This is a genomic window from Bacillus sp. EKM202B, from assembly GCF_011066025.1.
Taxonomy (GTDB): Bacteria; Bacillota; Bacilli; order Bacillales; family Bacillaceae_G; genus Bacillus_A; species Bacillus_A toyonensis.
Genome location: NZ_JAAMNK010000005.1, coordinates 97,844 through 122,794, shown reverse-complemented (window position 1 = coordinate 122,794; position 24,951 = coordinate 97,844). Strand labels below are relative to the sequence as shown.

The 24,951-nt window shown below is 34.9% G+C and carries 24 protein-coding genes, 2 pseudogenes and 2 other annotated features; of the genes and pseudogenes, 12 read left to right on the top strand and 14 right to left on the bottom strand.

Annotated features, from left to right (window positions below):
- Positions 1 to 66 precede the first annotated feature (66 nt).
- The 4 genes from G9F74_RS08910 to G9F74_RS08895 form a co-directional block, all read right to left on the bottom strand.
- The gene (locus G9F74_RS08910; RefSeq protein ID WP_000082520.1) at positions 67 to 384 is read right to left on the bottom strand and encodes a metal-sulfur cluster assembly factor; all 318 of its coding nucleotides are present in this window, start codon (positions 382 to 384) and stop codon (positions 67 to 69) included.
- 116 nt (positions 385 to 500) lie between these two features.
- Complete coding sequence (locus G9F74_RS08905) at positions 501 to 2,192, bottom strand: methyl-accepting chemotaxis protein (protein WP_016107215.1); 1,692 nt, start codon at positions 2,190 to 2,192, stop codon at positions 501 to 503.
- 225 nt (positions 2,193 to 2,417) lie between these two features.
- Positions 2,418 to 4,112 (bottom strand): methyl-accepting chemotaxis protein, encoded by a 1,695-nt coding sequence (locus G9F74_RS08900; protein ID WP_000878426.1) that lies wholly within the window; start codon positions 4,110 to 4,112, stop codon positions 2,418 to 2,420.
- A 411-nt stretch (positions 4,113 to 4,523) separates the two neighbouring features.
- Entirely contained in the window at positions 4,524 to 5,342 is an 819-nt protein-coding gene (locus tag G9F74_RS08895) for a class I SAM-dependent methyltransferase (RefSeq protein ID WP_001072219.1), read from the bottom strand.
- A gap of 112 nt (positions 5,343 to 5,454) precedes the next feature.
- Positions 5,455 to 5,725: a binding site (T-box leader), on the top strand.
- A gap of 51 nt (positions 5,726 to 5,776) precedes the next feature.
- Here G9F74_RS08895 and metG point away from each other — a divergent pair.
- Positions 5,777 to 7,411, top strand: coding sequence for a methionine--tRNA ligase (metG, locus tag G9F74_RS08890; RefSeq protein WP_016107214.1), 1,635 nt, complete (start codon positions 5,777 to 5,779; stop codon positions 7,409 to 7,411).
- Positions 7,412 to 7,453: 42 nt separating this feature from the next.
- Here metG and G9F74_RS08885 read toward each other — a convergent pair whose 3' ends face one another.
- The 5 genes from G9F74_RS08885 to G9F74_RS08865 all read right to left on the bottom strand — a co-directional run bounded on the left by G9F74_RS08885 (position 7,454) and on the right by G9F74_RS08865 (position 11,875).
- Positions 7,454 to 8,356: an EamA family transporter gene (locus G9F74_RS08885; RefSeq protein WP_016107213.1), complete on the bottom strand. Its 903-nt coding sequence runs from the start codon at positions 8,354 to 8,356 to the stop codon at positions 7,454 to 7,456.
- A 136-nt stretch (positions 8,357 to 8,492) separates the two neighbouring features.
- Positions 8,493 to 9,932 carry a sensor histidine kinase gene (locus G9F74_RS08880; protein WP_000201947.1) on the bottom strand — a complete coding sequence of 480 codons (1,440 nt, stop codon included), beginning with the start codon at positions 9,930 to 9,932 and terminating at the stop codon, positions 8,493 to 8,495.
- Positions 9,910 to 10,575, bottom strand: coding sequence for a response regulator transcription factor (locus tag G9F74_RS08875; RefSeq protein WP_000148831.1), 666 nt, complete (start codon positions 10,573 to 10,575; stop codon positions 9,910 to 9,912). The genes G9F74_RS08880 and G9F74_RS08875 overlap by 23 nt, the downstream gene beginning before the upstream one ends.
- 364 nt (positions 10,576 to 10,939) lie before the next feature.
- Positions 10,940 to 11,401, bottom strand: coding sequence for a L,D-transpeptidase (locus G9F74_RS08870; protein ID WP_000735064.1), 462 nt, complete (start codon positions 11,399 to 11,401; stop codon positions 10,940 to 10,942).
- 30 nt (positions 11,402 to 11,431) lie between these two features.
- The gene (locus G9F74_RS08865; protein ID WP_000388765.1) at positions 11,432 to 11,875 is read right to left on the bottom strand and encodes a DUF3978 family protein; all 444 of its coding nucleotides are present in this window, start codon (positions 11,873 to 11,875) and stop codon (positions 11,432 to 11,434) included.
- A 414-nt stretch (positions 11,876 to 12,289) separates the two neighbouring features.
- Between G9F74_RS08865 and G9F74_RS08860 the strand changes: the two genes are divergently transcribed.
- Positions 12,290 to 12,904, top strand: coding sequence for a DedA family protein (locus G9F74_RS08860; RefSeq protein WP_000455364.1), 615 nt, complete (start codon positions 12,290 to 12,292; stop codon positions 12,902 to 12,904).
- Positions 12,905 to 13,025: 121 nt separating this feature from the next.
- Here the strand turns inward: G9F74_RS08860 and G9F74_RS08855 are convergent.
- Positions 13,026 to 13,819: pseudogene (locus tag G9F74_RS08855) on the bottom strand (hypothetical protein).
- Between the two features lie 164 nt (positions 13,820 to 13,983).
- Between G9F74_RS08855 and G9F74_RS08850 the strand changes: the two are divergent.
- From G9F74_RS08850 to G9F74_RS08835, 4 genes and pseudogenes are all read left to right on the top strand, one after another.
- Complete coding sequence (locus G9F74_RS08850; RefSeq protein ID WP_000776158.1) at positions 13,984 to 14,205, top strand: helix-turn-helix transcriptional regulator; 222 nt, start codon at positions 13,984 to 13,986, stop codon at positions 14,203 to 14,205.
- Positions 14,195 to 14,902, top strand: a complete 708-nt coding sequence (locus tag G9F74_RS08845; protein ID WP_000837706.1) for a DUF3169 family protein — start codon at positions 14,195 to 14,197, stop codon at positions 14,900 to 14,902. Before G9F74_RS08850 ends, G9F74_RS08845 begins: the two co-directional genes overlap by 11 nt.
- A gap of 42 nt (positions 14,903 to 14,944) precedes the next feature.
- Positions 14,945 to 15,997, top strand: a pseudogene (locus G9F74_RS08840) (site-2 protease family protein).
- 96 nt (positions 15,998 to 16,093) lie between these two features.
- Entirely contained in the window at positions 16,094 to 16,234 is a 141-nt protein-coding gene (locus G9F74_RS08835; RefSeq protein WP_000404759.1) for a DUF3985 family protein, read from the top strand.
- Between the two features lie 257 nt (positions 16,235 to 16,491).
- On the opposite strand, the gene G9F74_RS08830 is transcribed toward G9F74_RS08835, so the two are convergent.
- Together G9F74_RS08830 and G9F74_RS08825 are read right to left on the bottom strand one after the other, a co-directional pair.
- Entirely contained in the window at positions 16,492 to 16,878 is a 387-nt protein-coding gene (locus tag G9F74_RS08830) for a DUF3938 domain-containing protein (protein WP_001077779.1), read from the bottom strand.
- Positions 16,879 to 17,217: 339 nt separating this feature from the next.
- Positions 17,218 to 18,111 (bottom strand): YitT family protein, encoded by an 894-nt coding sequence (locus G9F74_RS08825; protein WP_000530041.1) that lies wholly within the window; start codon positions 18,109 to 18,111, stop codon positions 17,218 to 17,220.
- Between the two features lie 277 nt (positions 18,112 to 18,388).
- Here G9F74_RS08825 and G9F74_RS08820 point away from each other — a divergent pair, with 277 nt between their 5' ends.
- The 3 genes from G9F74_RS08820 (at position 18,389) to G9F74_RS08810 (ending at position 20,429) form a co-directional block, all read left to right on the top strand.
- Positions 18,389 to 18,673 carry a hypothetical protein gene (locus G9F74_RS08820; protein ID WP_000394928.1) on the top strand — a complete coding sequence of 95 codons (285 nt, stop codon included), beginning with the start codon at positions 18,389 to 18,391 and terminating at the stop codon, positions 18,671 to 18,673.
- Between the two features lie 28 nt (positions 18,674 to 18,701).
- The gene (gene yidC, locus G9F74_RS08815; protein ID WP_000920530.1) at positions 18,702 to 19,484 is read left to right on the top strand and encodes a membrane protein insertase YidC; all 783 of its coding nucleotides are present in this window, start codon (positions 18,702 to 18,704) and stop codon (positions 19,482 to 19,484) included.
- A gap of 129 nt (positions 19,485 to 19,613) precedes the next feature.
- Positions 19,614 to 20,429 (top strand): hypothetical protein, encoded by an 816-nt coding sequence (locus tag G9F74_RS08810; RefSeq protein WP_000730876.1) that lies wholly within the window; start codon positions 19,614 to 19,616, stop codon positions 20,427 to 20,429.
- Positions 20,430 to 20,507: 78 nt separating this feature from the next.
- On the opposite strand, the gene G9F74_RS08805 is transcribed toward G9F74_RS08810, so the two are convergent.
- Positions 20,508 to 20,735 carry a hypothetical protein gene (locus G9F74_RS08805; RefSeq protein ID WP_000562240.1) on the bottom strand — a complete coding sequence of 76 codons (228 nt, stop codon included), beginning with the start codon at positions 20,733 to 20,735 and terminating at the stop codon, positions 20,508 to 20,510.
- 165 nt (positions 20,736 to 20,900) lie between these two features.
- Positions 20,901 to 21,137, top strand: a binding site (T-box leader).
- 65 nt (positions 21,138 to 21,202) lie between these two features.
- On the opposite strand from G9F74_RS08805, the gene G9F74_RS08800 reads away from it, so the two are divergent.
- The 3 genes from G9F74_RS08800 (at position 21,203) to G9F74_RS08790 (ending at position 24,067) form a co-directional block, all read left to right on the top strand.
- Positions 21,203 to 22,513: an APC family permease gene (locus tag G9F74_RS08800; protein ID WP_000546326.1), complete on the top strand. Its 1,311-nt coding sequence runs from the start codon at positions 21,203 to 21,205 to the stop codon at positions 22,511 to 22,513.
- Positions 22,514 to 22,620: 107 nt separating this feature from the next.
- Positions 22,621 to 23,805: an MFS transporter gene (locus G9F74_RS08795; RefSeq protein WP_131202376.1), complete on the top strand. Its 1,185-nt coding sequence runs from the start codon at positions 22,621 to 22,623 to the stop codon at positions 23,803 to 23,805.
- 79 nt (positions 23,806 to 23,884) lie between these two features.
- A complete protein-coding gene (locus G9F74_RS08790) occupies positions 23,885 to 24,067 on the top strand; it encodes a hypothetical protein (protein ID WP_000287384.1) in 183 nt (60 codons plus the stop codon).
- A gap of 27 nt (positions 24,068 to 24,094) precedes the next feature.
- Here G9F74_RS08790 and G9F74_RS08785 read toward each other — a convergent pair whose 3' ends face one another.
- A complete protein-coding gene (locus tag G9F74_RS08785) occupies positions 24,095 to 24,853 on the bottom strand; it encodes a TrmB family transcriptional regulator (RefSeq protein ID WP_000939471.1) in 759 nt (252 codons plus the stop codon).
- Between the last annotated feature and the right edge of the window lie 98 nt (positions 24,854 to 24,951).

The window sequence follows — 24,951 nt, the reverse complement described above, 5'->3', positions numbered from 1 at the left end:
GACGTCAGGTCTTTCTTTATCCAGCAAGCACTGGATTGGTGTAGGTTGATTAAAGTTTCACTTTATTTAGTCACGAATACCTAATGCGATTTTCGCCATACGTGACATACGTTCTTTCGACCATGGTGGATTCCAAACGACATTTACTTCTATTTCGTTTACTTCAGGTACGTTCGTTGATAGTACTTTTTTAACGTCTGATACGATTTGACCAGCCATTGGGCAGCCGATAGAAGTCATCGTCATTGTAATGATAGCATTATTATTTTCATCCGCTGTAACGTCATAAACTAATCCAAGATTGATAATATCAACACCTAGTTCAGGATCAATAACAGCTTCTAAGTTTGCATATAATTTTTCTTCAAATGCTTGTTGTGACATGTGTAGCACCCCCTACAGATTAATGATATCGATTCTCATTATAACGGATATATGTATAATGTGCAGGAAATGAGCTCAAAAAAATATTCCTCTTGAAAGAGGAATATTTTTTTGAGCTATTCAGTTTTAAAATGAGATACGAGTTGATCTAATTCTTCAACCGTTTGTTTCATTTGTCTTGCAGTTACTGTCATTTCATTCATAACAATAACTTTCTGCTCAGCAGATTGTGCCGTTGCGGCTGTTTCACTAGATACTTCATTTGAAATAGAAGCGATGTTATTAAGTGAAGCGTTCATTTCTTCAGCGCTTGCAGCCATTTCTTCAGCAGTTGCTGATATGTCTTGCATTTGAGTTGATACTTTATTTACTTGTTCAACAATTGTTGTGAAAGAAGTACCAGCCTCACGAACGACAGTAATGCCTTCAAATGCTTCAGAACGACCTTTAGACATCATAGAACTAGCTGTTTCTGTATCATTTTGAATTTGATTTAGTAATTGGTTAATATCTGTTGCAGCAGTTTTAGATTGTTCCGCAAGTTTACGAACTTCATCAGCTACGACAGCAAATCCTTTTCCTTGCTCACCAGCACGAGCTGCTTCAATAGAAGCGTTTAAAGCAAGTAAGTTTGTTTGCTCAGCGATATTAGAAATAGATTGTACAGCCGTATCAATATATTTCGTATGGGTGATTAGACGTTCGACTACTTCTGATGTAGCATTTACAGCTTCATGTATCGTTGTCATTTGTGAAACAGATTTTTGGATAACAGTACTTCCATCGTTAGCATGTTCAGATGTAGCTACAGCAAGTTCGGCTACAGATGAAGCAGATTCAGCGATGCGTTGAACGCTTATTGCCATATCATCCATCGCAGTTGAGCTTTCTTCCATACTAGAAGTTTGCGATTGAATACTTGAATTTAAGTTGGACATCGAGCTTTGAACTCGTATTGTTGCCTCGCGTGATGTATTAGTCTTTTCTAGCATATTTTCAGAAGCTGTTTGTACTTCTACAGATGTTTTTTGAACACGATTAATGATATGTTGCAGGTTTTCTAACATTTTATTAAACGATGATGCAATTGCACCGATTTCATCATTGCTATTTACTTGTAGACGGGCTGTTAAGTCGCCTTCTTGAGAGGCTAATTCTTTTAGCTTAATATCAATTTGTTGAATTGGTTTTACAAGCTTACCAGAGAACCACCATGCAAGAATAATTGCAGTTACAATACAAATAACAAGTGATAAGAAGACAACATATTCAATTCGTAGTGAAGATTGATCGATTTTTTCAATAGATTGTTCGCGTAATTTAGCTTGTTCATTACTGTAATTTGTGAAATCACCAATTACTTTATAAACAGTACCATTTTCTGTAGAAGCTACTTGTAAAGCTTCTTCCCATTTTTGTTCTTTTGCAAGAGTGAATACTTTCTCTTCAATGAACTTTCTCCAAGTGGATCCTAATTCCATTGTGCTTTTCACGGACTGAGAAGTGTTAGGGTTAGAAAGAAGTTGCCCTTTTGTATCTTCAAGACGTTTACTCATCTCATTAAACTTGTCTAATTCGGCTTGATCATGTTGTAGCAAATAACCTCTTAAAGCAGAAAGTTGTACTTGATAAGCGTCTCCGCGCTCTTTCAATTCTGTTGCAAGAGGAGAAATTTCTTTTTGTAATGTTTCAGCTTTATGAGACTGATCCATGGTAAAGAATAAAATAAAAGCTAAGGCAATGCCGAATAAAGCACAAATCGTTCCCATCATGAACATTAGTTTTTTTCTGATACCTATAAAATTCATATGATAAAAAGCCTCCTTTTTAAAATCTTAGTATTAGAATTAATTAATGTAAAAAATTGAAAGAAAGCTTTATTCCAGTAGGAATAAAGCTTTCCTCTTTCCTTTAGGAATTATAGCAGACAGAATGGGAGATAGAAAGAGATATTTTAGCGTGAAAAAAGAGAGACTCTAAATCGCTCTTTCTAACAATTTAGAGTTCGTAGAAGTATAAATGGAATTTTCATTTTAACCATTTGTTTTGAAATGAGAAACGAGCACTTCAAGTTCTTGTACAATTGTTTTCATTTCTGATGATTTTTTAGCAACGATACTCATTTTGTTTACTTGGTCACCAGCTGAAGTTGCTGTTTGTGATGTTTCGGCAGCAACTTCATTTGAAATAGAAGCGATATTATTTAAAGCTGCATTCATTTCTTCAGAACTTGCGGCCATTTCTTCAGTAGTTGCAGACATTTCTTGTATTTGTGTAGATAAATTGTTAATGTGATTAACAATTTCTGAGAATGAAGATCCAGCGGTACGAATGACTGTAATTCCTTCAGAAGCTTCTGACTGACCTTGTGTCATCATGTCATTTGCTATTTTTGTGTCCGCTTGAATTTGATGAAGTAAATGGTTAATATCAGTTGCTGCTAGCTGAGATTGTTCAGCAAGTTTTCGTACTTCATCGGCAACAACAGCGAATCCTTTTCCATGTTCACCAGCACGGGCCGCTTCAATAGAAGCATTTAAAGCGAGTAAATTCGTCTGCTCGGCAATATTAGAAATAGATTGAAGTGCAGTATCAATATGATTCGTATGTGTAATAAGTCGCTCTACCACTTGTGATGTAGCGTTAACAGCTTCGTTAATTGTATGCATTTGTGTAATAGACTTCTCAATGACTTTATTTCCATCATCTGCTTTTTCAGAAGTTGTAACAGCTAGGCTAGCGACAGAAGATGCAGTTTCTGCAATACGCTGAACACCCGTTGCGATATCATCCATTGCGGTTGAACTTTCTTCGATGCTAGAAACTTGGGAACGAATATTGTGCACAAGAGCATTCATAGTCTCTTTCGATTTTGTGGTATTTTCCATAGAAGCAGTTGTTTCGATAAATACATTTTCAGAAGCTTCTTTTACACTTGTTGATGTTTGTTGAACTTGCTTTATTATACGCTGTAAGTTAGCAAGCATTTGATTAAAGGAATTTGCAATGTCACCAATTTCATCTTTACTCGTTACGTGTAATCTAGCGGTTAAATCGCCATCTTGCGAAGCTAATTCTTTTAACTTCGCATCAATTTGTCGAATCGGTTTAACGAGTTTACCAGAGAACCACCATGCCAATAGAATAGATGTTAATGTACATGTAATGAGTGAGAAGAAAATAATATATTGAATAAGGGATGAAGAAGACTCTACGTCAGCAATTAATACATCCCGTTTGTCATTTTCTTCATTTGTATATTTAGTAAAACGACTTAAAAGGTCATTTACATAATCTGTTTGAGCAAGAGCAATTTTGGATGCTTCATCCCATTTTCCTTCACGCGCAAGAGGGAGGACTTCATTATCTACGACGCTGCGCCATTTTGCTCCCATTAAAATGGCCTCTTTCATTCCTTCTGGGAGTTTTTTATCACTTGTTACTTTCTCCCTAGTATCAGCTAGTTTTTTTCCTTCCCGGTTGAATTTATTCAATCCTTTTTGGTCATGTGATAGTAAATATTCTTGTAAACCAGCGACCTGTGCTTGGAACCAATCGCCACGTTCTTTTAAAATCGTTGCTCTTTTCGATACATCATTCTTTAACGTTTCGATTTCACTTGCTTGATGCATCGCAAATGAAAGAATAACAATAAGAGCAATGCTAAATAAGGAAGAAATGCTTAAGAGTGTGAACAGTAGTTTTTTTCGAATGCTAACATATTTCATCGTTACCCCTACCTTTTAAAACTGTTTATTATAATTTATAAATATTTAGAACGAAATTAATAAAAACATGATTAAGAAGTTATTAATCTGTTCCATGAAAATTATAGCAGATAATGGAATATGGCAGATTAATGTGAGTAAATGTTCTTAAAATGTATACATTTGTATATCAAAAAATTCATAAATAAAAATTAGAAATGGTATTGTAATTTGAAATAACATCATGTATACTTTTAATTAGTTGATAACGATTATCAGTATCAACTGAAACATTACTCTTCGTTATGTTGGTCATACCCCTTTTTGACGACGTAAGTCAGAGACAAAATGTTGAAATATCTTGTGTCCTATTCTACAGAATTATGGTAATCTCCAACCTCAACTTATATGCGTAAGCATGCAAAAAGGATCCTATCCGTGAAGGGATCCTTTTTTGCATGTTGTCGCAATTAATGTATATAGACCTGGTATACGTTCTTCAATTCCTTCAGGTGAAGTAGAAGGGAAAACCCACCTTTGATGAGATCCGTGTTCTTCAACTAGCTTTTCAATTTTAAAACGTTCTTCCGCAAGTGTTGTAACAATTTCTCCTAATGTCCAGCGGCGTATGTTTGTTTTCGGTAAAGCCTCTTTCTGCGATTCTGTAAGAAGAATGCTATAAGCAACATCATCTTCAATCAATTCTTTATCGAAATAATTTCCATTGGCCCGAAATGATGGATGATCTACACCTAATAATTTAGTGTAAACAGGATGATAATCACGAAGAATAAGCATTCCATCTTGTTTAAGTAAGTTAGCAATCTTTTGAAAGAGTGGTTTTAAATCTAAAAAGTAATGAAGTACACCAAGTTCCAGCAAGACGACATCAAATGATTCGGAAAGATTTACATCCAGTACATCAGAGACGATGTATTGGATAGAGACACCAGCGGCTTCTGCAAGTTCATTTGCATATTTGGCATTACTCGCTGAAATATCAACAACTGTTACGTCAGATCCTAATAGGGAAAGAGCGACGGCTTTATTTCCTTTTGACCCGAGTAAATTAATAATACGTTTTCCTTTTGGCGATTGTATGTAAGGTAAATAATGTGCTACTTCGCGTGTGGGCTCTTCCATAATCTTTTTCGCATAATCAACTGGCGCCCCGTGGCGATTCGTCCAAGCTTCATAAGCAGCTGCATTCCAGCTTTTTTCATTACGTGCGCTTAGTTGTTTTTGATTCAATATTATCACTCCTTTTGTGAACGTATAGTTATTCGGCAGGAAGATGGGATTTCCTGTTTTTTGAAATAGAGTTTGATTTTTCTGTAATTAAGTCGTAAAATACGTGTTATACGTAAAAGCGTTGAAAAGGAAAAGTAGGATGAAACCATTCTTTCCAGAGAGCTTCGGTAGGTGAGAAGAAGCAAGAATACTCATTTGAACAATGGCCTTTGAGCTTCGTCCTGAACTTATCAAATGATAATAGTAGGCGGCGACGAGAGTTGGTACTCGTTATCAAAACCACAGTATAAGAGCACATAGCTCCGTACTTGTTAAGGCTAATTATGTGAGTAATTGGCGAAATAAGGTGGTACCGCGACTGTTTATACAGCCCCGCCCTTATCTTTTTTAAGATAAGGGTGGGGCTTTTTTATATTTAAAAGGAGGAATGTAAGATGAGTATTTTTATTGGAGGCGCTTGGCCGTATGCAAATGGTTCGTTACATCTTGGGCATATTGCTAGTTTGTTACCGGGAGATATTTTAGCACGTTATTACAGGGCAAAAGGTGAGAATGTGTTGTATGTTTCAGGAAGTGATTGTAATGGAACACCCATTACAATTAGAGCAAAACAAGAAGGTGTGACGGTGGTAGAAATTGCTGATAAGTATCACGAAGAGTTTGAGCGATGTTTTCATAGCCTTGGTTTTACTTATGATTGCTATACACGTACAGATAGCGAGCATCATCATGAAACAGTTCAAAAAGTTTTTTTACGTTTATTAGAGGAAGGTTATATTTATAAAAAAACAGTGGAACAAGCATATTGCGAAACGTGTACACAGTTTTTACCAGATCGTTACGTAGAAGGAGTTTGTCCTCATTGCCATGAAGCAGCAAGAGGAGATCAATGTGATGCTTGTTCGGCCATTTTAGATCCACTCGATTTGTTAGAAAAGAAATGTAAGTTATGTGGTAGTACGCCATCTGTACAGGAAACAGAGCATTTCTATTTCGCATTGCATACATTTCAGGAGCAAGTTAAAAGGGATGTAGAAATCGCAAAGCAAACAGGGGCATGGCGTGACAATGCGATTCAACTAACAGAGAGATATGTTAAGGAAGGATTACTAGATAGGGCTGTATCACGTGATTTACCAATCGGGGTACCAATTCCAGTAGAAGGGTATGAAGATAAAAAAATTTACGTATGGATTGAAGCAGTGACAGGATATTATTCTGCAAGTAAACATTGGGCTGAAAAAACAGGGAAAGATGACCAAGAGTTTTGGGATAAAGAAACGAAAACGTATTATGTACACGGAAAGGATAATATTCCATTTCACTCTATCATCTGGCCAGCGGTATTACTTGGAGTAGGAGAAGAAGCGATTCCTCGTCATATCGTTTCAAATGAGTATTTAACGGTAGAAAAAAGAAAATTATCGACAAGTAAAAACTGGGCAGTATGGGTACCTGATATATTAGAAAGCTATGATCCAGATTCGATCCGTTACTTTTTAACAGTAAATGCACCAGAAAATCGTGATACTGATTTTTCGTGGCGTGAGTTTATTTACAGTCATAATAGTGAATTGTTAGGTGCATATGGGAACTTTGTGAATCGGACATTAAGGTTTATTGAAAAGTATTATGATGGCGTTGTACCGAAGGGAACTATTCATGTAGAGCTGAAAGATAAAGTAGAAGGATTATATAAATATGTAGGAGCGGCTATTGAACAAACTAAATTTAAGGTGGCGTTAGAGACAATATTTGATGCAGTACGTTTTGCAAATAAATACTTTGACGAAAAGCAGCCTTGGAAACAAAGAGAAGATGATCCAGTTTCATGTGAAGAAACGATTTATAATTGTGTTTATCTTATCGCTAATTTTGCAAATCTCCTTGAACCATTTTTACCATTTTCAAGTGAAAGAGTTCGAAACACATTGTCGATTGTTAAACGAAATTGGGAACCGCAAAATACGTTGCCGAATAGAATTGATAGCGTACAGCCATTATTTGAGCGAATCGATGTAAAACAAATTGAGCATGAGATAGAGAAACTGTATGGAGCGGTAAAGTGAACGAGAGAGAAAAGACCTTTCAAGTAAATGAAAGGTCTTTTCTTATGCACTATGCACACGATTATGTTTGTTTTCTTTTCTATACGTAAGGAGCTGAGGAGTGAAAATACCAAACAATATAAATATAATTCCAATCCACTGCATAAGCGTTACAACTTCATGTACAAGTGTAATAGAAGCGATAATGGCCGTTGGTAATTCAGCTGCTCCTAATATTGTACCAAGTCCTATTCCGACTTTCGGTACACCAATTGAAAAACAAATGACAGGTACGACAACGCCGAACAATCCGAGGAAGAAAGCATATTTCCATAGACCGGCTTGCAGGGCACCATCTGTTAAAAAGGTTGGCGGGAAGAATAGGCAGACGATAAGGGTAGCACTTGTTGTCATGAGAAAGCTTTTCGTATAAGGCGGAACATCTGTAGCAACGCGTCCACTTGCAAAAACATAGAATGAAAAAGAGACAGCAGCTAATAATCCAAAGATAATACCTTTCGTAGAAAAACTTTCTCCTAGACCTTCAAAGACACCGCCAGCAAACAATGTACCAGTGAATAAAATGATGATAGATATAACTTTTTCACGGCTTGGAAACGTTCGATTTGCAATAGCTTCGATGACTACTCCGATCCATGTGAACTGGAAGAGTAGAACGACAGCGATAGATGCTGGCAGTTCTTCTACAGAAATAGCATAGAAAATACCAGTCATACTCATTGTTGTGCCGACTGTTAATAATGACAAGAATTGCTTTTTTGTTACTTTATGGCGTGAAAAGAAAAGAACGAGCAGAAGTAGTCCAATCCATCCGAAGACATATTGTCCCCCTAATAGTTGATGTGCTGAAAATCCGTTAATAAATCCGAGTTTGAAAATAGTTGAAAGCAAGCCGTAGCTACAAGCACCGAGTAAAACGAGTAGTGAATACTTAAACTTCTCCATAAAAATCCTCCTTTTAAAATAAAAAACGCCCGCTATCCAAATAAGGACAACGGGCGAACGAAACAGAGTAACATACTCTACAAAATTCCGCCATTCATACAAAGTATGAATTTGGGGTATGAAATTACAATAGGTTTTACATTGCCTTTGGGAATACAATGGAGCATTTTACACCTTGAGGTGTGTTTTGTATTCCATAAGGAAACTGATGTTTATCTAATATTTGTTTTACAATATATAACCCAAGACCACTACCTTGTACTAAGCCATGTTTGTCAGGATTTGCGCGATAGAATGGCTCAAATAAATGGGCAAGTTTATCTTCATCAATTTGAGAACCTGTATTTAATACTTCTAATGCGTAACCGTTTGGCTTTTCATAAAGCTTTATATATACATGCTGATGGTCAATTGTATAATGAATTGCGTTTGAAATAATGTTAAAAATAGCAGTTTGCATAAATTTAGGATCAGCTAAAATTTGTACATCTTGTTTAATGTTAGATTGAACATTTAACTGTTTTACAGATACAAAATAATCTACTTTCTTTATAACGTCCTCAATAATATTAGTCAATGAGATAACTTTTAAATTGGGTTTAAATTGAGGGTTTTGTATTTTGGATAATTCTGACACCTTTTCCGTTAATATGTTAATATCTTGCATCATCTCATATGAACGTTTTAAATATTTATCTCTATCTTTATAAGCGCCAATTCCGTGAATCATGCCATCGAGTTGTCCCATAACGGCTGCGATTGGTGTTTTTAATTCATGGGATATCATAGACATAAATTCTTTACGAGATTGTTCTAATTGTTGTTCCTTCTTGATTTCATTTCTTAAATCTTGATTGCTTTCATGTAAATTTTTCACAATAGTAGGTACTTGTGAGGCAGCTACTTGCAAATTAAAATCTGTTTGATCTGTATTTTTGTTAAGTAGCTTTTTATCTGAGAAATCAAGATTCATAATATCTTTTAAAGCATCGCTCATATATTGGAAAGGTTTGGCGATTATTTTTGCGTAGATTAAAGATCCAAGCAGAGATAATGCAAGCATTGTCGCCCCAATATGTGGAGCTAATTGCTGCAACACATCTGTTAACGATGGATTATCATGTGTATCATTTGTTTTACTTGCTGCATTTTGTGTATGTAAGGCATCATTGTTAGTAACTTGCTTTTCCGCTTCTGTAAGTGAAGACGTTGTGTTACTTTTCCCCGGAATATTTTGTGCATGTTCTTTTGCTTTTGCAGTTTGGCTAGGCTGCAAAAGATGATTGATGGCTGTAGAGAGTGTATTCATGTCTATTTGAGAAGATTGAAAATTAGAGATGCTACTCTCTGACACAGCTTTATTTTGCTTTGTTTTACTTTGGTCGTTTTGTTTGTCTGATTCCGCTTGTTCCGCAGTTTGCGTTCCAGACGCTCTCAAACGATCTTTATCGTAATTTGAGGCTAGAAAATAAATAATTTGATAAAGACAAAGTGATAACAAAATACAAAATAATAAGGTTTTGATGAATATATTTTTGGTGATGTTGTCTTTGCTACGATTCGATTTTGTAGCCAATGCCTTTCACCGTTTTAATATAAGGAATTTCTAATTTTTTTCGTAAGTTTTTAATATGTGTATCTATAACTCTCACATCACCAAAATGTTCATAGCCCCATACCTTATTCAACAAATCACTTCTTGATAGTACTTTTCCCCGATTTTGCAGTAAAGTATATATAATTTCAAATTCTTTTGTAGTCAATTCAATTTGATTACCATGAACATAAGCGGCATATGCTGTAGAATTTAACATCAATTCATGGAATTGTAGTATAGTTGCAGCTTCTGCTTCCTTCGTTGCTGCCCTTCTCAATACAGCTTCTACACGTTTTATAAATACGGTGTAATGGAACGGTTTTGTAATATAGTCATCAATACCTAACTCAAATCCTTTAATTTCACTTTCTTCATTATGTAAGCCTGTTAGCATAATGATTGGTACATCAGATTGTCCTCGCATAATTTTACAAATACTATAGCCATCTATATCTGGTAACATTACATCGAGGAGGACAAGGTCGTATGAATTTTTTTGGAAAAGAAGAATGCCTTCTGTACCAGCACCAACTACATCAACAGTAAAGTTTTGTGCCATTAGAAATTCACGAATAAGTTCTTGTATATCTGGGTTGTCTTCAATCACCAGTATATGCGTCATAGTAACACCTCCTAAATAACGCTTTTTACTGCAATATTCGAATTCATCATTTTTCGGATGACTCAGATTGTTTATACATATAATAAGCCCCCGCTATAAAATAGTAATGAAAGTAGCAAGGGGGATTGTTTAGTGTCACTGAATATTTCAGAATTACAGTAGTTCTATTATAGTATGTATTGTAAAATTTATAAAATATTATAACTGTATAATTTTAATATCCATGTTTATCAATGTTACGATGATGTTGAACGCAATCTATTTTTATTATATATGTAAATACAGTTGTTTTGCTACTGTAAATGAATAAATAAAATAAGCCAAGACATAAAATTCTTGGCTACACGTAAATCTTGTTCTTAGGTTAATTTACAGTGACAGTAGCTTGCTGCTGAATGCGCTCAAATAACCAGTGAATATCATTGTTAAACATACGAATACAACCAAGTGTTGTTGCTTTCCCGATTGCTTGATTATTGTTAGTTCCATGAATCGCATACGTTGTTCCGTAAGTTCCTGCCATATTTAATCCGAGCCAGCGGTCCCCAAGTGGATTACGTGGATCGCCGCCTTTAATTTTTCCTGTATAGTAAGGACGGTTTTTAATTTTATTTACAATTTGAAAAGTACCCTTAGGTGTAGGTGTTGCTGCTTTTCCAGTAGCGACAGTGAAACTTTTTATGAATTTTCCATTTTGATAATAATCCATTTTATTTAGTTGTGTGTTTACGATAAGCTGATCTTTCGTTGTAGCTGCTTCTGCAGTAGTGAATGGAAGAGTTAAAAATCCTAATGATAATAGCGCACTTAATAATAATTTTTTCATTATATTCTCCTTTTACTTCTTGTAGTAGTCTTACATACAATGAATTTGTAATCCTCGTAATGCTTGATTAACATTTTCATCTAATGTTTCAAAGAAGGTAGTAATCTTTGGATTGCATTTGTTGTTTTTATCAATAAGTAATCTTTCGTTTAATAAAAGCTCACCATGTAGTCCAAAACTTTGAACTTGAATATTTAGTTCATCTTCAGTTTCAGAAATAATTGGTAAGAAATAGTGAAAAGCTTTCGTTGGAATGATGTAGCTTTTGCCAATCATGCTTTCTGGATTTGAATTCACCCATTTTCTAGTGACAATCTTAATGTTCTTTTTTGAAACGATAAAAGACAGCGTAGTAGATTTTGTTAAACTTACGTCAAATTCATTTGTTTCACATATTTGTAAATTAAAAACGGTTTCATTTTGATGAGATTCAACATTCGTATTAATAAAATCGTGCATTTTATAAGCTTCCATTTCTTATTCACCCTTTTTTCAATTTCGAAAAGCGACTTATATTTATTCAATTTAATGTTTAGTCATATATTAGCTAAATTTTTCAACAAATTCCGATATAATCTTACAATACGTATATGAAGCTAATATGAAGTTCGTATGAGTTTGTGGTGGTTTTTTATAGAGAACAAAATAAGATAGTTTTTTAGTGTTAAAAATTGGATAAAAAATGTATATTAATGGATTTCATTCGCGTGATATATAGTTGTTAGCTTGTTTTTAAATGCTAATAGATATAAGTAAATAGAGAACAAAAAAATTTAGTGTGAGCCTTACAAAAATGTAATAAAAATGTAAGCTATTGTGATAGTTATTTCGACATTTTTTTTATACAATAATAGTAAGAAGTTGTACGTGACTGAAAGGAGAGATGACATGGAATGGGTTCATGAATTATTTCAGCAATACGGGTATTATGTTGTACTTGTCGGGTTGCTGTTAGAATATATTGCGCTTCCGTTTCCGGGAGAGCCAACATTAGCATATGCGGGATTTTTAGCACAGAAGGGTGATTTAAGTTTACCAATTTTAATTATCTTATCCTTTATTGGGACAAGTGTAGGAATGACGATTCAATACTTTTTAGGAAATAAATTAGGTATGCCTTTCGTTCAAAAATATGGGAAATACGTATTTTTAACACAAAGAAAAATCGACTTAACAAGAATGTGGTTTGATAAGTATGGGTACTTCCTGATCTTTATCGGTTTCTTTATTCCTGGTGTACGCCATTTTACAGGATACTTTGCAGGAATTATTAATCTACCATTCCGTCGTTTTGCGATTACAATTTATTCAGGTGCTCTGTTTTGGGTGTCATTCTTCTTAATCGGTGGTTATTGGTTAGGTGGAAACTTACATGATATTTTTGGGGTGTTAGAAGGTCATATTGGTAAAATCATTTTTGGAGTTATCGTAATCGTAGCAATTACGCTAGGCATTCGTTTCCGTAAACAGTTAAAACGAGTATTGTTACAAAACGCAAGTTAATATGGAATCCATTCTATGTCAAAATTTAGGAAGGCAGTGCAAAAGCACTGCCTTTTTTATTTTATCCCGCTATTTGTCGGGCTGCCCGTAAAAGTCCGATTGGTGAGGGCTGATTAAAGTTTCATTTTATGTTCCAATCTATTTTTAACTTTCCTTTTAGCTGATTTCCGCTAACTATAATGTAATAAGTTCCTGTCTTAATTGCCGCGAACTGGTATGTGTTAGGTCCAGCTGGAGCTAAATATTTTTCTTCCTCTTGAAATTCACTAGCCATTTTTATGTCCCCCATGTAGCCATTCGAATTTTCAGCTCGTGATTCAATGGTGAATTCTAATATGTCCCCTCGTTTTAGTTCAATTGGGACTTTATGTTTACCACTAAAATGTTGAAAAGATGCTTCGAAAGAGTTATCTGTTTTTGTTTCGACCCATTGTTCTTTTGATGTTCCAAACCTTTCTAAATCTACTAAGTTAATTGTGATAAATATAATAAACACAATGCTTGGTACGAAATATTGTAGCCACTTAAATTTTGTTGCTATAACTGTACATAAATAGAAAGAAAGAGAACATACTGCACCAATTGATCCGAGGAACAAGAACTGTATTAGACTAGCTTCTTTAAATATTAGGAAGAGAAGAAAAAATAAATAGCCACAAAAAATATAAAGTAATAATGTCTTCAGTCTTGTATGTGTTTTTAATTTCAATTTATCGATGCAAATAGAACAAAAAATTGCATATGTAGCAAGAATAGGAACGAAGGGAACATATAGCAGTTCTCGTAATCCAGCTAAGAAACTATATAATGTTTGTTGACTAGTTGTTAAGAGAAGCGTGCTAATAATAATAATAATAATAAGAAAGTCGCTGTAAGCTTAGTAAGAATATAGGAAAAAGTAGATGTTTTATTCATATGTCACTTCCTTTGTTTAATATTTCACATTCATTATATAGGTTATTTTCATCATAATACATCCTTATTTTTGTCAATTATTATAGTCGTAATGACAATTATAATTGACAAAAATAAGGATATTATTTACAATTTTAATTAAATAAATGAAAAAGAGGGAAGATATGAAGCTTCAAAATCGAGTGAGGGAATTGCGAGCAAAGCATCGTTTATCACAAGGGGATTTAGGGAAAGCGATTGGCTCATCACGGCAAACGATTAGTTTAATTGAGCGTGGGGATTATGCACCATCTATTGTATTGTCGTTAAAAATCGCAAAAATTTTCAATGTACCGGTGGAGGAAATATTCACGTTAGTGGAGGGGGAAGAGGACGATGAAGAGTAAACGAAAAAAACAATTTGATTTTGTGGGAAAAATAGCATTAAGTATGATGGGTGGTTTTTTAACATCTTATATAGCTTTAGATTTACTCTCGGATGAACCGAGAAAATTATCATCTAATCTATTTATAGGTGTATGTACTATTTTTGGAATTTTAATGATGTACTACACTTGGAAGAATACACGTATGTTAGCGGAAGCACGCGATGAAGAAGAGAGCGTACAAGGCAGAAAATTAGGCATTATAAGTATATATTTACGTGTAGGTGATATAGTTACGCAGGCATGGTTTGTATATGCAGTTATTACATGTAGACGTGCACTGTTACAGGATACAAATGTTTCATTTGCGGTGTGGAATTTAGTAGCTTCTATTGTTTGTTTAACTACTGTAGTGATTATCGGGCTCATAACAAAAAATCGTTATAATAAGCTATATCCTGAACAAGGTGTAACATATATGGAATCTATGAAAATGTGGACGAAAAACGCAGATGAAGGATTAAAACACATTGTGCATGAGGCTGGATATAAAGCGTATGAATTTACGAATACAATATTGGCATATGTATGGTGGGCTGCCGTTATATATACAGCGGCTAGTAATATCGATTTTGTATTAATTGGCTTAATCTCATTTATTTGGATATTGCATCTCGGAAAATTTATGTACGAAATGCAGAGGAAAATGATTTATTAAGGAGAGAAAAGAGTGGATATTTTAAGAAGGCCAGCTAGTTCAATGACGGTGGCGCTAGTTTTGTCCATTTTATATGGAGTAATCCGAACTGGGAAATTAGAAGTAATGTTGAATATATGGGCAGTATTTGGAATTGTAGTATTAGTGTTAGCCATTCATGAGCTAGGGCACGTAGTATTTGGTTTGATAGGTGGTTTGAATTTTAAATTTATGACAGTAGGACCTATCACTGTTCAAAAGGAAAAAGGGAAATTACGCATTCGAGAAAATAAATTATGGGCGTACTTTGGTGGCGTGGTGATGTTAGCGCCGTCTTCTATAGAGACACCGAACCTTTCAAAGAAATGGGCGTGGATGACTTTAGGTGGGCCAATTATGAGTTTACTATTCGGTATTACTTCAGGTTAGATATATATGGTGAGTTATTATCAATATCTTTTATATTTTTCCGTTTTCCACTTTGTGATTTTTGCAGTTACAATCGTGCCGATAAAAGGAACGCTTCTGAGTGATGGTATGCAATTTCTCATTTTAATTAAAGATGATGAAAAAGCTAAGCAGCATTTATATACGATTCAAATATCGAGTGAGTTATTTAGTTATAAAAGACCGAAAGATTGGGATGAGAGATTAGTAGAACTTAGTGAGGAAAAATTAAAAGAGGATAAAAGTATAAGAGAGATAATGAGCGGACTTATGCTCGTCTTTTATGCCCGAGCTGATCAAAGGGGAATGGAAAGAGCAATACCGTATATAGAACAAATTGTTCAACTATCTGTAACGAAGGAAAATAAATTTTTCGTTAGTAGTTTTCATAGTTGGTATCTTTTATATAAAGCTCTTTATCAGATAAATAGCCTTTCTCTGCAAGAAGCAAAGGAACATGCAAAGGCCATTACCAAAATGGATTTAAACGGATATTACCGTGCACAAGGAATTATTAAATATTTAGAGGACGATATGGAAGCTTCCCGCACTTATATGAAGAAAGCTGATAAAGAATTGGAGAGTGCTGAGAAGAGTGGAATGGGATATTTACAAGTAGAGAGAGAATGGTTTGAGCAGCTACAGGCGAGGGTATCTTACGATGGGTGAGGTATCCTCTTTTTTATATGTCATCTTATAACGTTCCATAAACAGCCTAGGACGAGTAAAATAAGATAAGAAGAGCAAAGCTTGGAGGAAGTAAATATGGAAATTTTATCAATTGTTTTGATAGTCTTGCTCATTTATGTTGTTTTTAAAGTAGCATATGTAGCATTAAAGATACTCGCGATCCTATTAATTATCTTTTTAATCGTAGAGTTCGGCAGTAAGTTGCTTGGGGGATAGGGTATGTTGTGTGTTTCAAGTGTCGAAGGTTGTCGTTAAATCGATATCTTGTGTCGAATCGTCGATATAATGAAAAAATCGTTGATATAAGTGGAGAAACGATCGATATATTTGAAAAATCGTTGATATATTTAAGTGAATACTAAGTGGGGTATATGGAAAAGAAGTTGCCGTGGAGGTAACTTCTTTTTATTTTGGTGATGGAGTATGAACAGGAAAGAATAGCAAACAAAAAAGCCGGAAGATATTCTTCCAGCTTACGAGTTACTTTCAATTTGACGACCATTTTCTTCTTCAGTGTCTTGTAAAAGATTGAATACATCTGCTAGGCAGAATGCGATAAACCAAGTCCATAGACCGTGGAAGAAAGCAGAGCTTAATTGAAGTGGTAATGTATAGTTTGTCATTGAGTAGGAAATACATCCACCAACGATTCCGATCATTGTTAATAACATTGTTTTTTGAGCATTTTCTTCTGGATTGAAGAGGAAATAAATGTATCCGCCTAAAATTGAAGCGCTTACAAGTGTTTCGATTCCATTAAAAATGATATTCTCTCCAAGCTGAGTGTTTGTCCAGAAGCAAATCACACCGCCGATAATGGCAAACAGGACAGCTATTGTATATCGTATATATTGATTCATATGTTCATCTCCTTATGTAATAAGATGATTTGGAAGTCAAAAAGGTAGGTATAGTATATTGAAGTGAATTTTAGTTGTACGTATCTTTTTATAAAAAGATTAGTGAAGAATAACTAAGATGATCGGTTTTTAAACCGTTACGTGTATGGTGACTGAAATATACCCGACTTCTCGTTTCTTTTTGTTTGTAAAATATGAGAAACTTCCAAGTCTATATACTCTTTTTTTGTGAGTCTGTTTTCATTATAACACATTTAGGGACACAATAATAGAATTATCTGATTTTGTAATAAGTGTAAAAAATAAAAAGCGCAAGGAATGTTAGTTCCTTGCGCTTTTTTATATGCGTTTGAAACGGCCGACAATTTCAACTGTTTCAGTAATGTTCATGAATGCTTTGTTATCCACTTGACGGATAATACGTTTCATTTCGCCTAACTCATATCGAGTCACGACAGTGTAAATCATTTTTTTCTTATGGTTTGTATAGCCGCCGACAGCATCTACCATTGTCACCCCGCGTATGCCGTGATGTAATAGTGCGCTTTTTATTTCCTCACCTTTTTCTGTAACTGTCATTATCGTTAATTTAATATGTTTTGTATGCACGGCATCAATTACTTTGCTGACTACAAACCGGCTAATTAACGTATAAAGCGTAATATCCCATCCGAAAATAAATCCTGCTGCAACAAGTAAGATCAAGTTGAATCCAAAGATGATTGCTCCAATCGAAATATCTCGATGTTTTGCTACAATCAATCCAACGACATCAAAACCACCTGTTGAAGAAGCAAATCGGAATATGATTCCTGAAGCTGCTCCGCAAATTACACCACCGAATACAGAAGAAAGTAAAATATCGTCTGAAACTTGATGTACTGGGATAATGTTCATCGCTAAAGATGATACAGCTACAAAATACGCTGTTAAAAAGGTTGTCTTCTTGCCTAAGTAAAAGTGACTTAAAATAAGAAGAGGAATGTTTAGTAAAAAGATAAGTGCACCGATATTGTAATGCATTAAATAACCGATAATCATCCCTACACCAGCAAATCCACCGCTAATCATATTATGCGGGATAAAAAACATGTTCATAGAAATTGCATACAAAATAGAAGCTATGAAAATAACAACCAACTGTATCATAAATTCTAAGTGAAATGTTTTAGCTGCTGGGAAAGATAAAAAGGCGGTGTCGGGAACGTAATCGGCGTCTCCTAGTTGACCCATAGTATGTTTCATCTCCATATTCATTTTTGATTACAAGAAGAGAATAAAGGTTTTTTCAAAAACTGGCAATAGTTTTATTATAATGCAAAAATTTTATAAATTTCTAATAAATCAAGCCTATTCATTGATGTGCGTGAATATACTAAAGAAAGCGAATACAATGTTTCTTAATTATTGTTTTCTTGAGAAAATATGCAAAATACTTTTTTTGAAAATAAAAGGAAATAGAGAATATTTGCCCGATGTGCTAAAATGAGCTTATTAAGGATGTGAAGCGATGGAATTTTTATTGCAGGATGCAATTCTATATATATCGTTTGTAACAACGGCGCTTTGTTTATTAGAAGTTTTCTTCCTTGCCAATGTTTCTCGCTTTGTGCGTCAGCAAGCATCGAGCGGTAAACAAAGAGCTTTTGCGTTAGTTGATACATGTGAAGATAGTGCAGGAAATGTAACGCTATTTTCTATTTTTTATAAATATGGAATGATTCGTTCTGTTCGCAGACAAGAATCAAGTGAAGAGAATGACGAGGTCGGTCCGTATACACCAATGTTTCGCTAAATAATTACGAAACATTGGAGGAATGAACATGTTAAAATCATATCGAGCTGTGCTCGTTAGTTTATCATTATTACTTGTTTTTGTTTTATCTGGTTGCAGTAATGCGGCCCCAATTGATGCACATAGTACTGGGATTTGGGATCATTACTTTGTATATCCAATCTCGTTTATGATTCAATTTGTTGCTCATCATATACCTGGAGCTAGCTTCGGGATTGCGATCATTATCATGACGCTCGTTATTCGTTCAGCAATGATTCCATTAGCTGTTTCACAATACCGTAGCCAAGCGAAAATGAAAAAAATGCAACCTGAATTGCAGAAGCTAAAGAAAAAATACGGTGATGTAAGCAAAGATCTTGAAAAACAAAAGCAGTATCAAAAAGAAATGTCAGAACTAATGAAATCAGGCGGTTGGAATCCACTTGCTGGTTGTTGGCCAATCTTTATACAAATGCCGATTTTCTCTGCTTTGTATTATGCGATTAGCCGAACAGAAGAGATTCGCACATCTTCATTTTTATGGGTGAACTTAGGACATGCAGATCCATATCATATATTACCGATTATTGCAGCGTTAACGACATTTATTCAGATGAAAGTTTTCCAATCTAATATCACACCTGGAGAACAAGTACAAATGCTAAAAATGCAGCAAATTATGATGCCAGCAATGATTCTATTTATGGGATTTGCGGCGCCATCAGGTCTTGTACTGTATTGGATTACAGGTAACCTATTTACAATGACACAAACAATTGTATTAAGAAAAATAATGGAACGTGAAGAATTACAATTACAAAAAGCTTAGAACAACGCCGCTCGTGATGAGCGGTGTTTTTTTGTTAAGTCGTTAAGGGAATTTTAAGAAACCAATATTACTATAGGCATTGTATACGAAAGTGTACATGCTTTAGAAATATGAAGGAGGAAATTTCCTATGAAGAAGAAAACAGTTGGGTATTTAGCAATTGCAGGTGCTTTATCATTTGGAATTATAGGAGGAGTGGGTGTACCAGCATTTGCGGCAACGAATACTCCAGCAGTGGATCAGCCTACAAAAACGGTGAAGAAAGATTTAGATGACGCTACAAAACAAAAAGTGAAAACAATTATGGACGATACAAAGAAACAATTAGAGGAGCTAGGTGTAAAGCTTCCAGAGAAAGAAAAACGTAAAGATATGCTTGCGGGATTAGATGATCAAACGAAAGAAAAAGCAAAATCAATTTTAGAGCAAGAGAAATCTGGGAAGTTAACACATGAACAAGCGCAAGAAGAATTAACAAAGCTAGGTGTGAAATTGCCGGAGAAGGGTAAACACAAGGATATGTTTGCAGGATTAGATGATCAGGCGAAAGTAAAAGCAAAGTCAATTTTAGAGCAAGAGAAATCCGGAAAATTAACACGTGAACAAGCAAAAGAAGAATTAACAAAGCTAGGCGTGAAATTGCCAGAGAAGGGTAAACATAAGGATATGTTTGCAGGATTAGATGATCAGGCGAAAGAAAAAGCGAAATCGATTTTAGAGCAAGAGAAATCCGGAAAATTAACACGTGAACAAGCAAAAGAAGAATTAACAAAGTTAGGCGTGAAACTTCCAGGGAAAGAGAAGCATGAAGACATCTTCGCGGGATTAGATGAAGCAACAAAGGCAAAAGCAAAAGCAGTTCTAGAAAATGAAAAGAAACAATTAGAGGAATTAAATGTGAATCTTCCACATCATAAATTTTTTATGAAAAAAGAAGATAAATAATTGAGTTATGTATCTTTCGTGTGGGCAACCGGAAGGTACATGCGAGGACCGATTTCTACTTATAGAAATCGGTCTCTTTTAATGATTCAATAAAATTCTTTTCATTGTTAGTATGTATCCAAAGATGCAGTAGAAGATTGCAAAACCGATAAACACTTCCGTATATTGATATTTACCCAATACGTAGAAGGAAACAGCTGGCATAATAGCTACCGCTAAAATGCTATAACCAGGATACTTTTGCCGATGCATGATAGCGAATAGAACGGAGAGAAACGTAGCGATGATACAAAAGACAGCAATCATTATTGGTGCACCTCCTAAATAGATTGTACCATTTTTAGGGAAATGGAGAAGTGTCGTACCTTCTGTTATAATATAAGAAGAGAAATATTTCTTATGTTATATAAAAAATATATTGATTTTTTCTAACAATTCAATATAATGAACAATAACTACAAAATTCGACATCAAGAAGTGATGATGAGGACATGATCAATTTTTTACGATTCTCAGAGAGGGAAGCCTTTGGCTGTGAGCTTCCTAGTACGGGAAAATAGATTACCACCTCTGAACTGCAGCAGTGAACGGATACCTAGTAATTGCTTGCCGGCAAAAACCGTTATTTAGACTTGAGAAATTGGTGAAGTATGTAACTTTGCGAATTGAAACAAGGGTGGAACCACGAATATAACACTCGTCCCTTTTTTAGGGAGGAGTGTTTTTTTATTTCATTTTTGCATCACACTAGGATTGGAAGGAGGATACGCAGCATGCATCATGATGAGAAAAACAAAATTGGTTTAACAGTAGCGCTTTCTATCGTAGTAGGGACTATCATTGGATCTGGTGTGTTTATGAAACCAGGGAGCGTATTAGATTACTCAGGGAGTTCTAATATGGCTATTCTTGCTTGGGTAATTGGTGGTCTGTTGACACTAGCAAGTGGTTTAACAGTAGCTGAAATTGGAGCGCAAATCCCGAAAAATGGTGGGTTGTATACGTATTTAGAGGAGATTTACGGAAGTTTTTGGGGGTATTTATCAGGCTGGATGCAAACGATTGTGTATGGCCCAGCTATTATTGGAACGTTAGGGTTGTATTTTAGTTCTTTAATGATCAATTTTTTCTATTTAGATAAAGTATGGAATTTACCAATCGCAATTGGTACCGTTGTGTTCCTAGGCGTTGTAAATAGTATGGGGACAAAATATGGAGGTATCGTCCAAACGGTTACGACAATAGGGAAGATGATTCCGATCATTTTAATTGTTGTATTAGGCTTTTGGAAAGGAAATAGTGATATTTTTAACGTAGTAGTGCCGATATCAGAAAATCAAAGTATAGGTATGGCAATTTTAGCAACTTTATTTGCTTATGACGGTTGGATTTTACTCGCTTCCATCGGCGGAGAAATGAAGAATCCAACAAAGTTATTACCGAAGGCAATGACAGTTGGTATTTTAATTGTAACTGCTGCTTACGTATTAATTAACTTGGCGTTACTGAATGTATTACCAGCAACACAAATTGTAGACCTTGGAGAAAATGCAACAGCGACAGCTGCAGGCATGCTACTTGGAGAATATGGCGGAAAAATTATTAGTATCGGTATTATCGTTTCTATTTTCGGTTGTTTAAATGGAAAGATTTTAACGTTCCCACGTATCCCGATGTCGATGGCAGAACGTGGACAACTTCCATTTGCTAAGTTTATTGCAAAGGAAAGTCCGAGATTTAAAACACCAGCAAATGCAATTACTGTTGAAATCATTTTAGGAATTATTTTAATGATTATTAGTGATCCAAATAAGCTATCTGAGATTTCCGTATTCATTATTTATATTTTCTATGTAATGACGTTTATTGGTGTCTTCATTTTAAGAAAACGTAATAAGAATAAAGAGCGTGCATATAGTGTACCTTTATTCCCAATCGTACCAATCGTAGCGATTTTAGGTTCGTTCTTTGTAATTGGTAGTGCAATTATCAATGATCCGGTAAGTTGTTTCTTATCAATTGGAATTGTCTTTACTGGACTTCCGGTGTATTGGTATTTAAATAAGAAGAAAGAAACTGAATGATGGAGGGGTAGGTGTATAATGCGCCTACCTTTTTTATTGTAAAAAAATTGTACTTGCTTACAGTTTCTATTTTGGTTACTATAATAGTAGTAACCAAAATAGAAAGCGTGGGGAAAGACTTGAATTTTCGTGTATATATTTTAGCTATTGCGGCTTTCGTAGTCGGAACGGTTGAGCTAATTATAGGAGGAACGCTTGATTTAGTTGCCAATGATTTAGGAGTATCTATTAGCGCAGCTGGTCAGCTTATAACAATATTTTCAGTAGTATTTGCTTTATCAGGTCCAGTTTTATTAGCGGTAACAGGAAAGTTTGAAAGAAAAACATTATACATTGGGGCATTATCAATTTTCTTAATCGGAAATATTATTTCAGCATTTAGTGTAAATTACGAAATGTTAATGTTCTCAAGGGTAATTTGTGCGGCAAGTGGTTCATTAATTATTGCGCTATCTGTAACACTTGCTTCTAGCGTTGTAGAACCGCATTTTCGTGCGCGTGCAATTGGAATTATTTTCATGGGGATTAGTGGCTCTCTCGTACTTGGGGTACCACTTGGTCTTGTGCTCGGCAATGAATATGGATGGCGTGCACCATTTGTATTCATTTCGATATTAACAGTTATGGCAATCGCTTGTATTTCATTATTCTTAACGAAAGTACCGCCGACATCGGTATTATCAATAAGAGAACAAATTGCTACGTTGAAAGATAAAAAAATTGTAAGTGCACAGTTAACATCATTTTTATTTTTAACAGGTCATTTAACACTGTATGCATACTTAACACCATTTTTAAAAGATGTGATGCATGTTGAAGCGGATTGGATTAGTGTATTTTACTTCATTTTCGGAATTGCAGCGGTACTTGGAGGCGGCCTTGGGGGCTTGCTTGCTGATAAATGGGGATCGAAGAAAAGTATTATTTCAATTATTATCGTATTTGCGTGTGCGATCTTCATATTGCCAATGATGACATTCTCATTCCCGCTCTTCATTATTATGATGGGACTTTGGAGTATGCTGAGCTGGGCTATTTCACCAGCACAACAAAACTATTTAATTGAAATTGCACCAGAATCAGCTGGTATTCAGCAAAGTTTAAATAACTCTGCCCTTCACTTAGGAATTGCGCTCGGTTCAACAGTAGGCGGAGTTGTTATTGAAAAATCATCTGTTATATATAACGCTTGGGTAGGCGGTGGCTTTATTATATTAGCACTGCTTTGTGCGATTTTCTCCATTACGAGAGGACGTTCTACTCAGTTTGTGAAAGAAGAATCTATCGTTTGATAGGTTCTTTTTTTATTTGTAAAAAATGGAAGGGGTTAGTAGAAAAATGAAGAAGGTATATATAGCGAGGTGATAGTATATGTATTCAAGTTTTTCAATCATTGGTTTTTTATTTACGATCATACCATTCTTTCTTGTAATTTTTCTCTTTAGATGGGTTCGTTTCATTTATCAAAATTCAGAGAAACAAGTGGAGCAAAATGAGAAAATCATTGAGCTGTTGATGGATATAAAGGAACAAAATGAAAAGGAGTCTAAGTGAAAAACTAGACTCCTTTTTATTATTTAATTAGTATCTTAATTTCATCAACAAACTCTTAATTTCCTCATCTTCCATAAAGAGATCATGGTGTTTCTGGGTAATTTTCGCAAGTGCAACGTCATGATAGAAGAATTCTGTAAAGAACTTCACGAAAGGTTGTGACATTGTTTTCATTGCTTGCCATGACTCTTGTTCTACACCAGCAAATAAAATTTCACGGTCGTCAACGATGAGTAGTAAGTAGCGCTCTAATGCATTAGGTTCTTCAGCTGGGATTAGAAAATGCATGTTTTCTAAATCTGTTTCTACTTTTCCAACTATAAGGGACTCAATTTGGACGCCTTGTTTTGCTTTTTGTTCTAGTAAAGGAAGGTATTCTGAAAGAGTATCATTCCAAGCTGAAATACGAATCGATTTTTTTGCACTTTCAATGAGCTCTTTACTTTGAACTCGAATAGAAGATTGCATCTTTAAGCTCCACACACGGTCATCCGTAAATGATTTTTTTGATATATTCGTTTCTAAGTCTTTAATATTTGATTGGAATTCTGTCGTTAATTTTTCAATTGCTAGTTTTAGTGGTAATGCTGTATACAACTTTTTCTTTTCTGAAACAGAATCCATTACCATTCCTTTATCTATCAGGCGTGCTAGCACTTCATATATTTTTGCTTTTGGAACACCAGAGTGCTTCACAATTGTTGTAGCATCTAACGGTTCATTGCTTGATACGACAACTTCATAAGCTTGGCTTTCATATTGTGAGAAACCGAATTTTTGTAACATAGTTCCCTCCGAACGAATGAGATTATATTTTAAGGATAATGAACTATTTGTTTTTGCACAAGTGGTAGTCCGTTTTCTAATTGTATTAAGGTGAGAAT

What these genes read in the sequence shown, in the direction of transcription:
- G9F74_RS08910 (WP_000082520.1), bottom strand. Translation starts at nt 384, where the DNA reads ATGTCACAACAAGCATTTGAAGAAAAATTATATGCAAACTTAGAAGCT.
- G9F74_RS08905 (WP_016107215.1), bottom strand. Translation starts at nt 2,192, where the DNA reads ATGAATTTTATAGGTATCAGAAAAAAACTAATGTTCATGATGGGAACG.
- G9F74_RS08900 (WP_000878426.1), bottom strand. Translation starts at nt 4,112, where the DNA reads ATGAAATATGTTAGCATTCGAAAAAAACTACTGTTCACACTCTTAAGC.
- metG (WP_016107214.1), top strand. Translation starts at nt 5,777, where the DNA reads ATGAGTATTTTTATTGGAGGCGCTTGGCCGTATGCAAATGGTTCGTTA.
- G9F74_RS08885 (WP_016107213.1), bottom strand. Translation starts at nt 8,356, where the DNA reads ATGGAGAAGTTTAAGTATTCACTACTCGTTTTACTCGGTGCTTGTAGC.
- G9F74_RS08875 (WP_000148831.1), bottom strand. Translation starts at nt 10,575, where the DNA reads ATGACGCATATACTGGTGATTGAAGACAACCCAGATATACAAGAACTT.
- G9F74_RS08870 (WP_000735064.1), bottom strand. Translation starts at nt 11,401, where the DNA reads ATGAAAAAATTATTATTAAGTGCGCTATTATCATTAGGATTTTTAACT.
- G9F74_RS08865 (WP_000388765.1), bottom strand. Translation starts at nt 11,875, where the DNA reads ATGGAAGCTTATAAAATGCACGATTTTATTAATACGAATGTTGAATCT.
- G9F74_RS08860 (WP_000455364.1), top strand. Translation starts at nt 12,290, where the DNA reads ATGGAATGGGTTCATGAATTATTTCAGCAATACGGGTATTATGTTGTA.
- G9F74_RS08850 (WP_000776158.1), top strand. Translation starts at nt 13,984, where the DNA reads ATGAAGCTTCAAAATCGAGTGAGGGAATTGCGAGCAAAGCATCGTTTA.
- G9F74_RS08845 (WP_000837706.1), top strand. Translation starts at nt 14,195, where the DNA reads ATGAAGAGTAAACGAAAAAAACAATTTGATTTTGTGGGAAAAATAGCA.
- G9F74_RS08835 (WP_000404759.1), top strand. Translation starts at nt 16,094, where the DNA reads ATGGAAATTTTATCAATTGTTTTGATAGTCTTGCTCATTTATGTTGTT.
- G9F74_RS08830 (WP_001077779.1), bottom strand. Translation starts at nt 16,878, where the DNA reads ATGAATCAATATATACGATATACAATAGCTGTCCTGTTTGCCATTATC.
- G9F74_RS08825 (WP_000530041.1), bottom strand. Translation starts at nt 18,111, where the DNA reads ATGGGTCAACTAGGAGACGCCGATTACGTTCCCGACACCGCCTTTTTA.
- G9F74_RS08820 (WP_000394928.1), top strand. Translation starts at nt 18,389, where the DNA reads ATGGAATTTTTATTGCAGGATGCAATTCTATATATATCGTTTGTAACA.
- yidC (WP_000920530.1), top strand. Translation starts at nt 18,702, where the DNA reads ATGTTAAAATCATATCGAGCTGTGCTCGTTAGTTTATCATTATTACTT.
- G9F74_RS08810 (WP_000730876.1), top strand. Translation starts at nt 19,614, where the DNA reads ATGAAGAAGAAAACAGTTGGGTATTTAGCAATTGCAGGTGCTTTATCA.
- G9F74_RS08805 (WP_000562240.1), bottom strand. Translation starts at nt 20,735, where the DNA reads ATGATTGCTGTCTTTTGTATCATCGCTACGTTTCTCTCCGTTCTATTC.
- G9F74_RS08800 (WP_000546326.1), top strand. Translation starts at nt 21,203, where the DNA reads ATGCATCATGATGAGAAAAACAAAATTGGTTTAACAGTAGCGCTTTCT.
- G9F74_RS08790 (WP_000287384.1), top strand. Translation starts at nt 23,885, where the DNA reads ATGTATTCAAGTTTTTCAATCATTGGTTTTTTATTTACGATCATACCA.
- G9F74_RS08785 (WP_000939471.1), bottom strand. Translation starts at nt 24,853, where the DNA reads ATGTTACAAAAATTCGGTTTCTCACAATATGAAAGCCAAGCTTATGAA.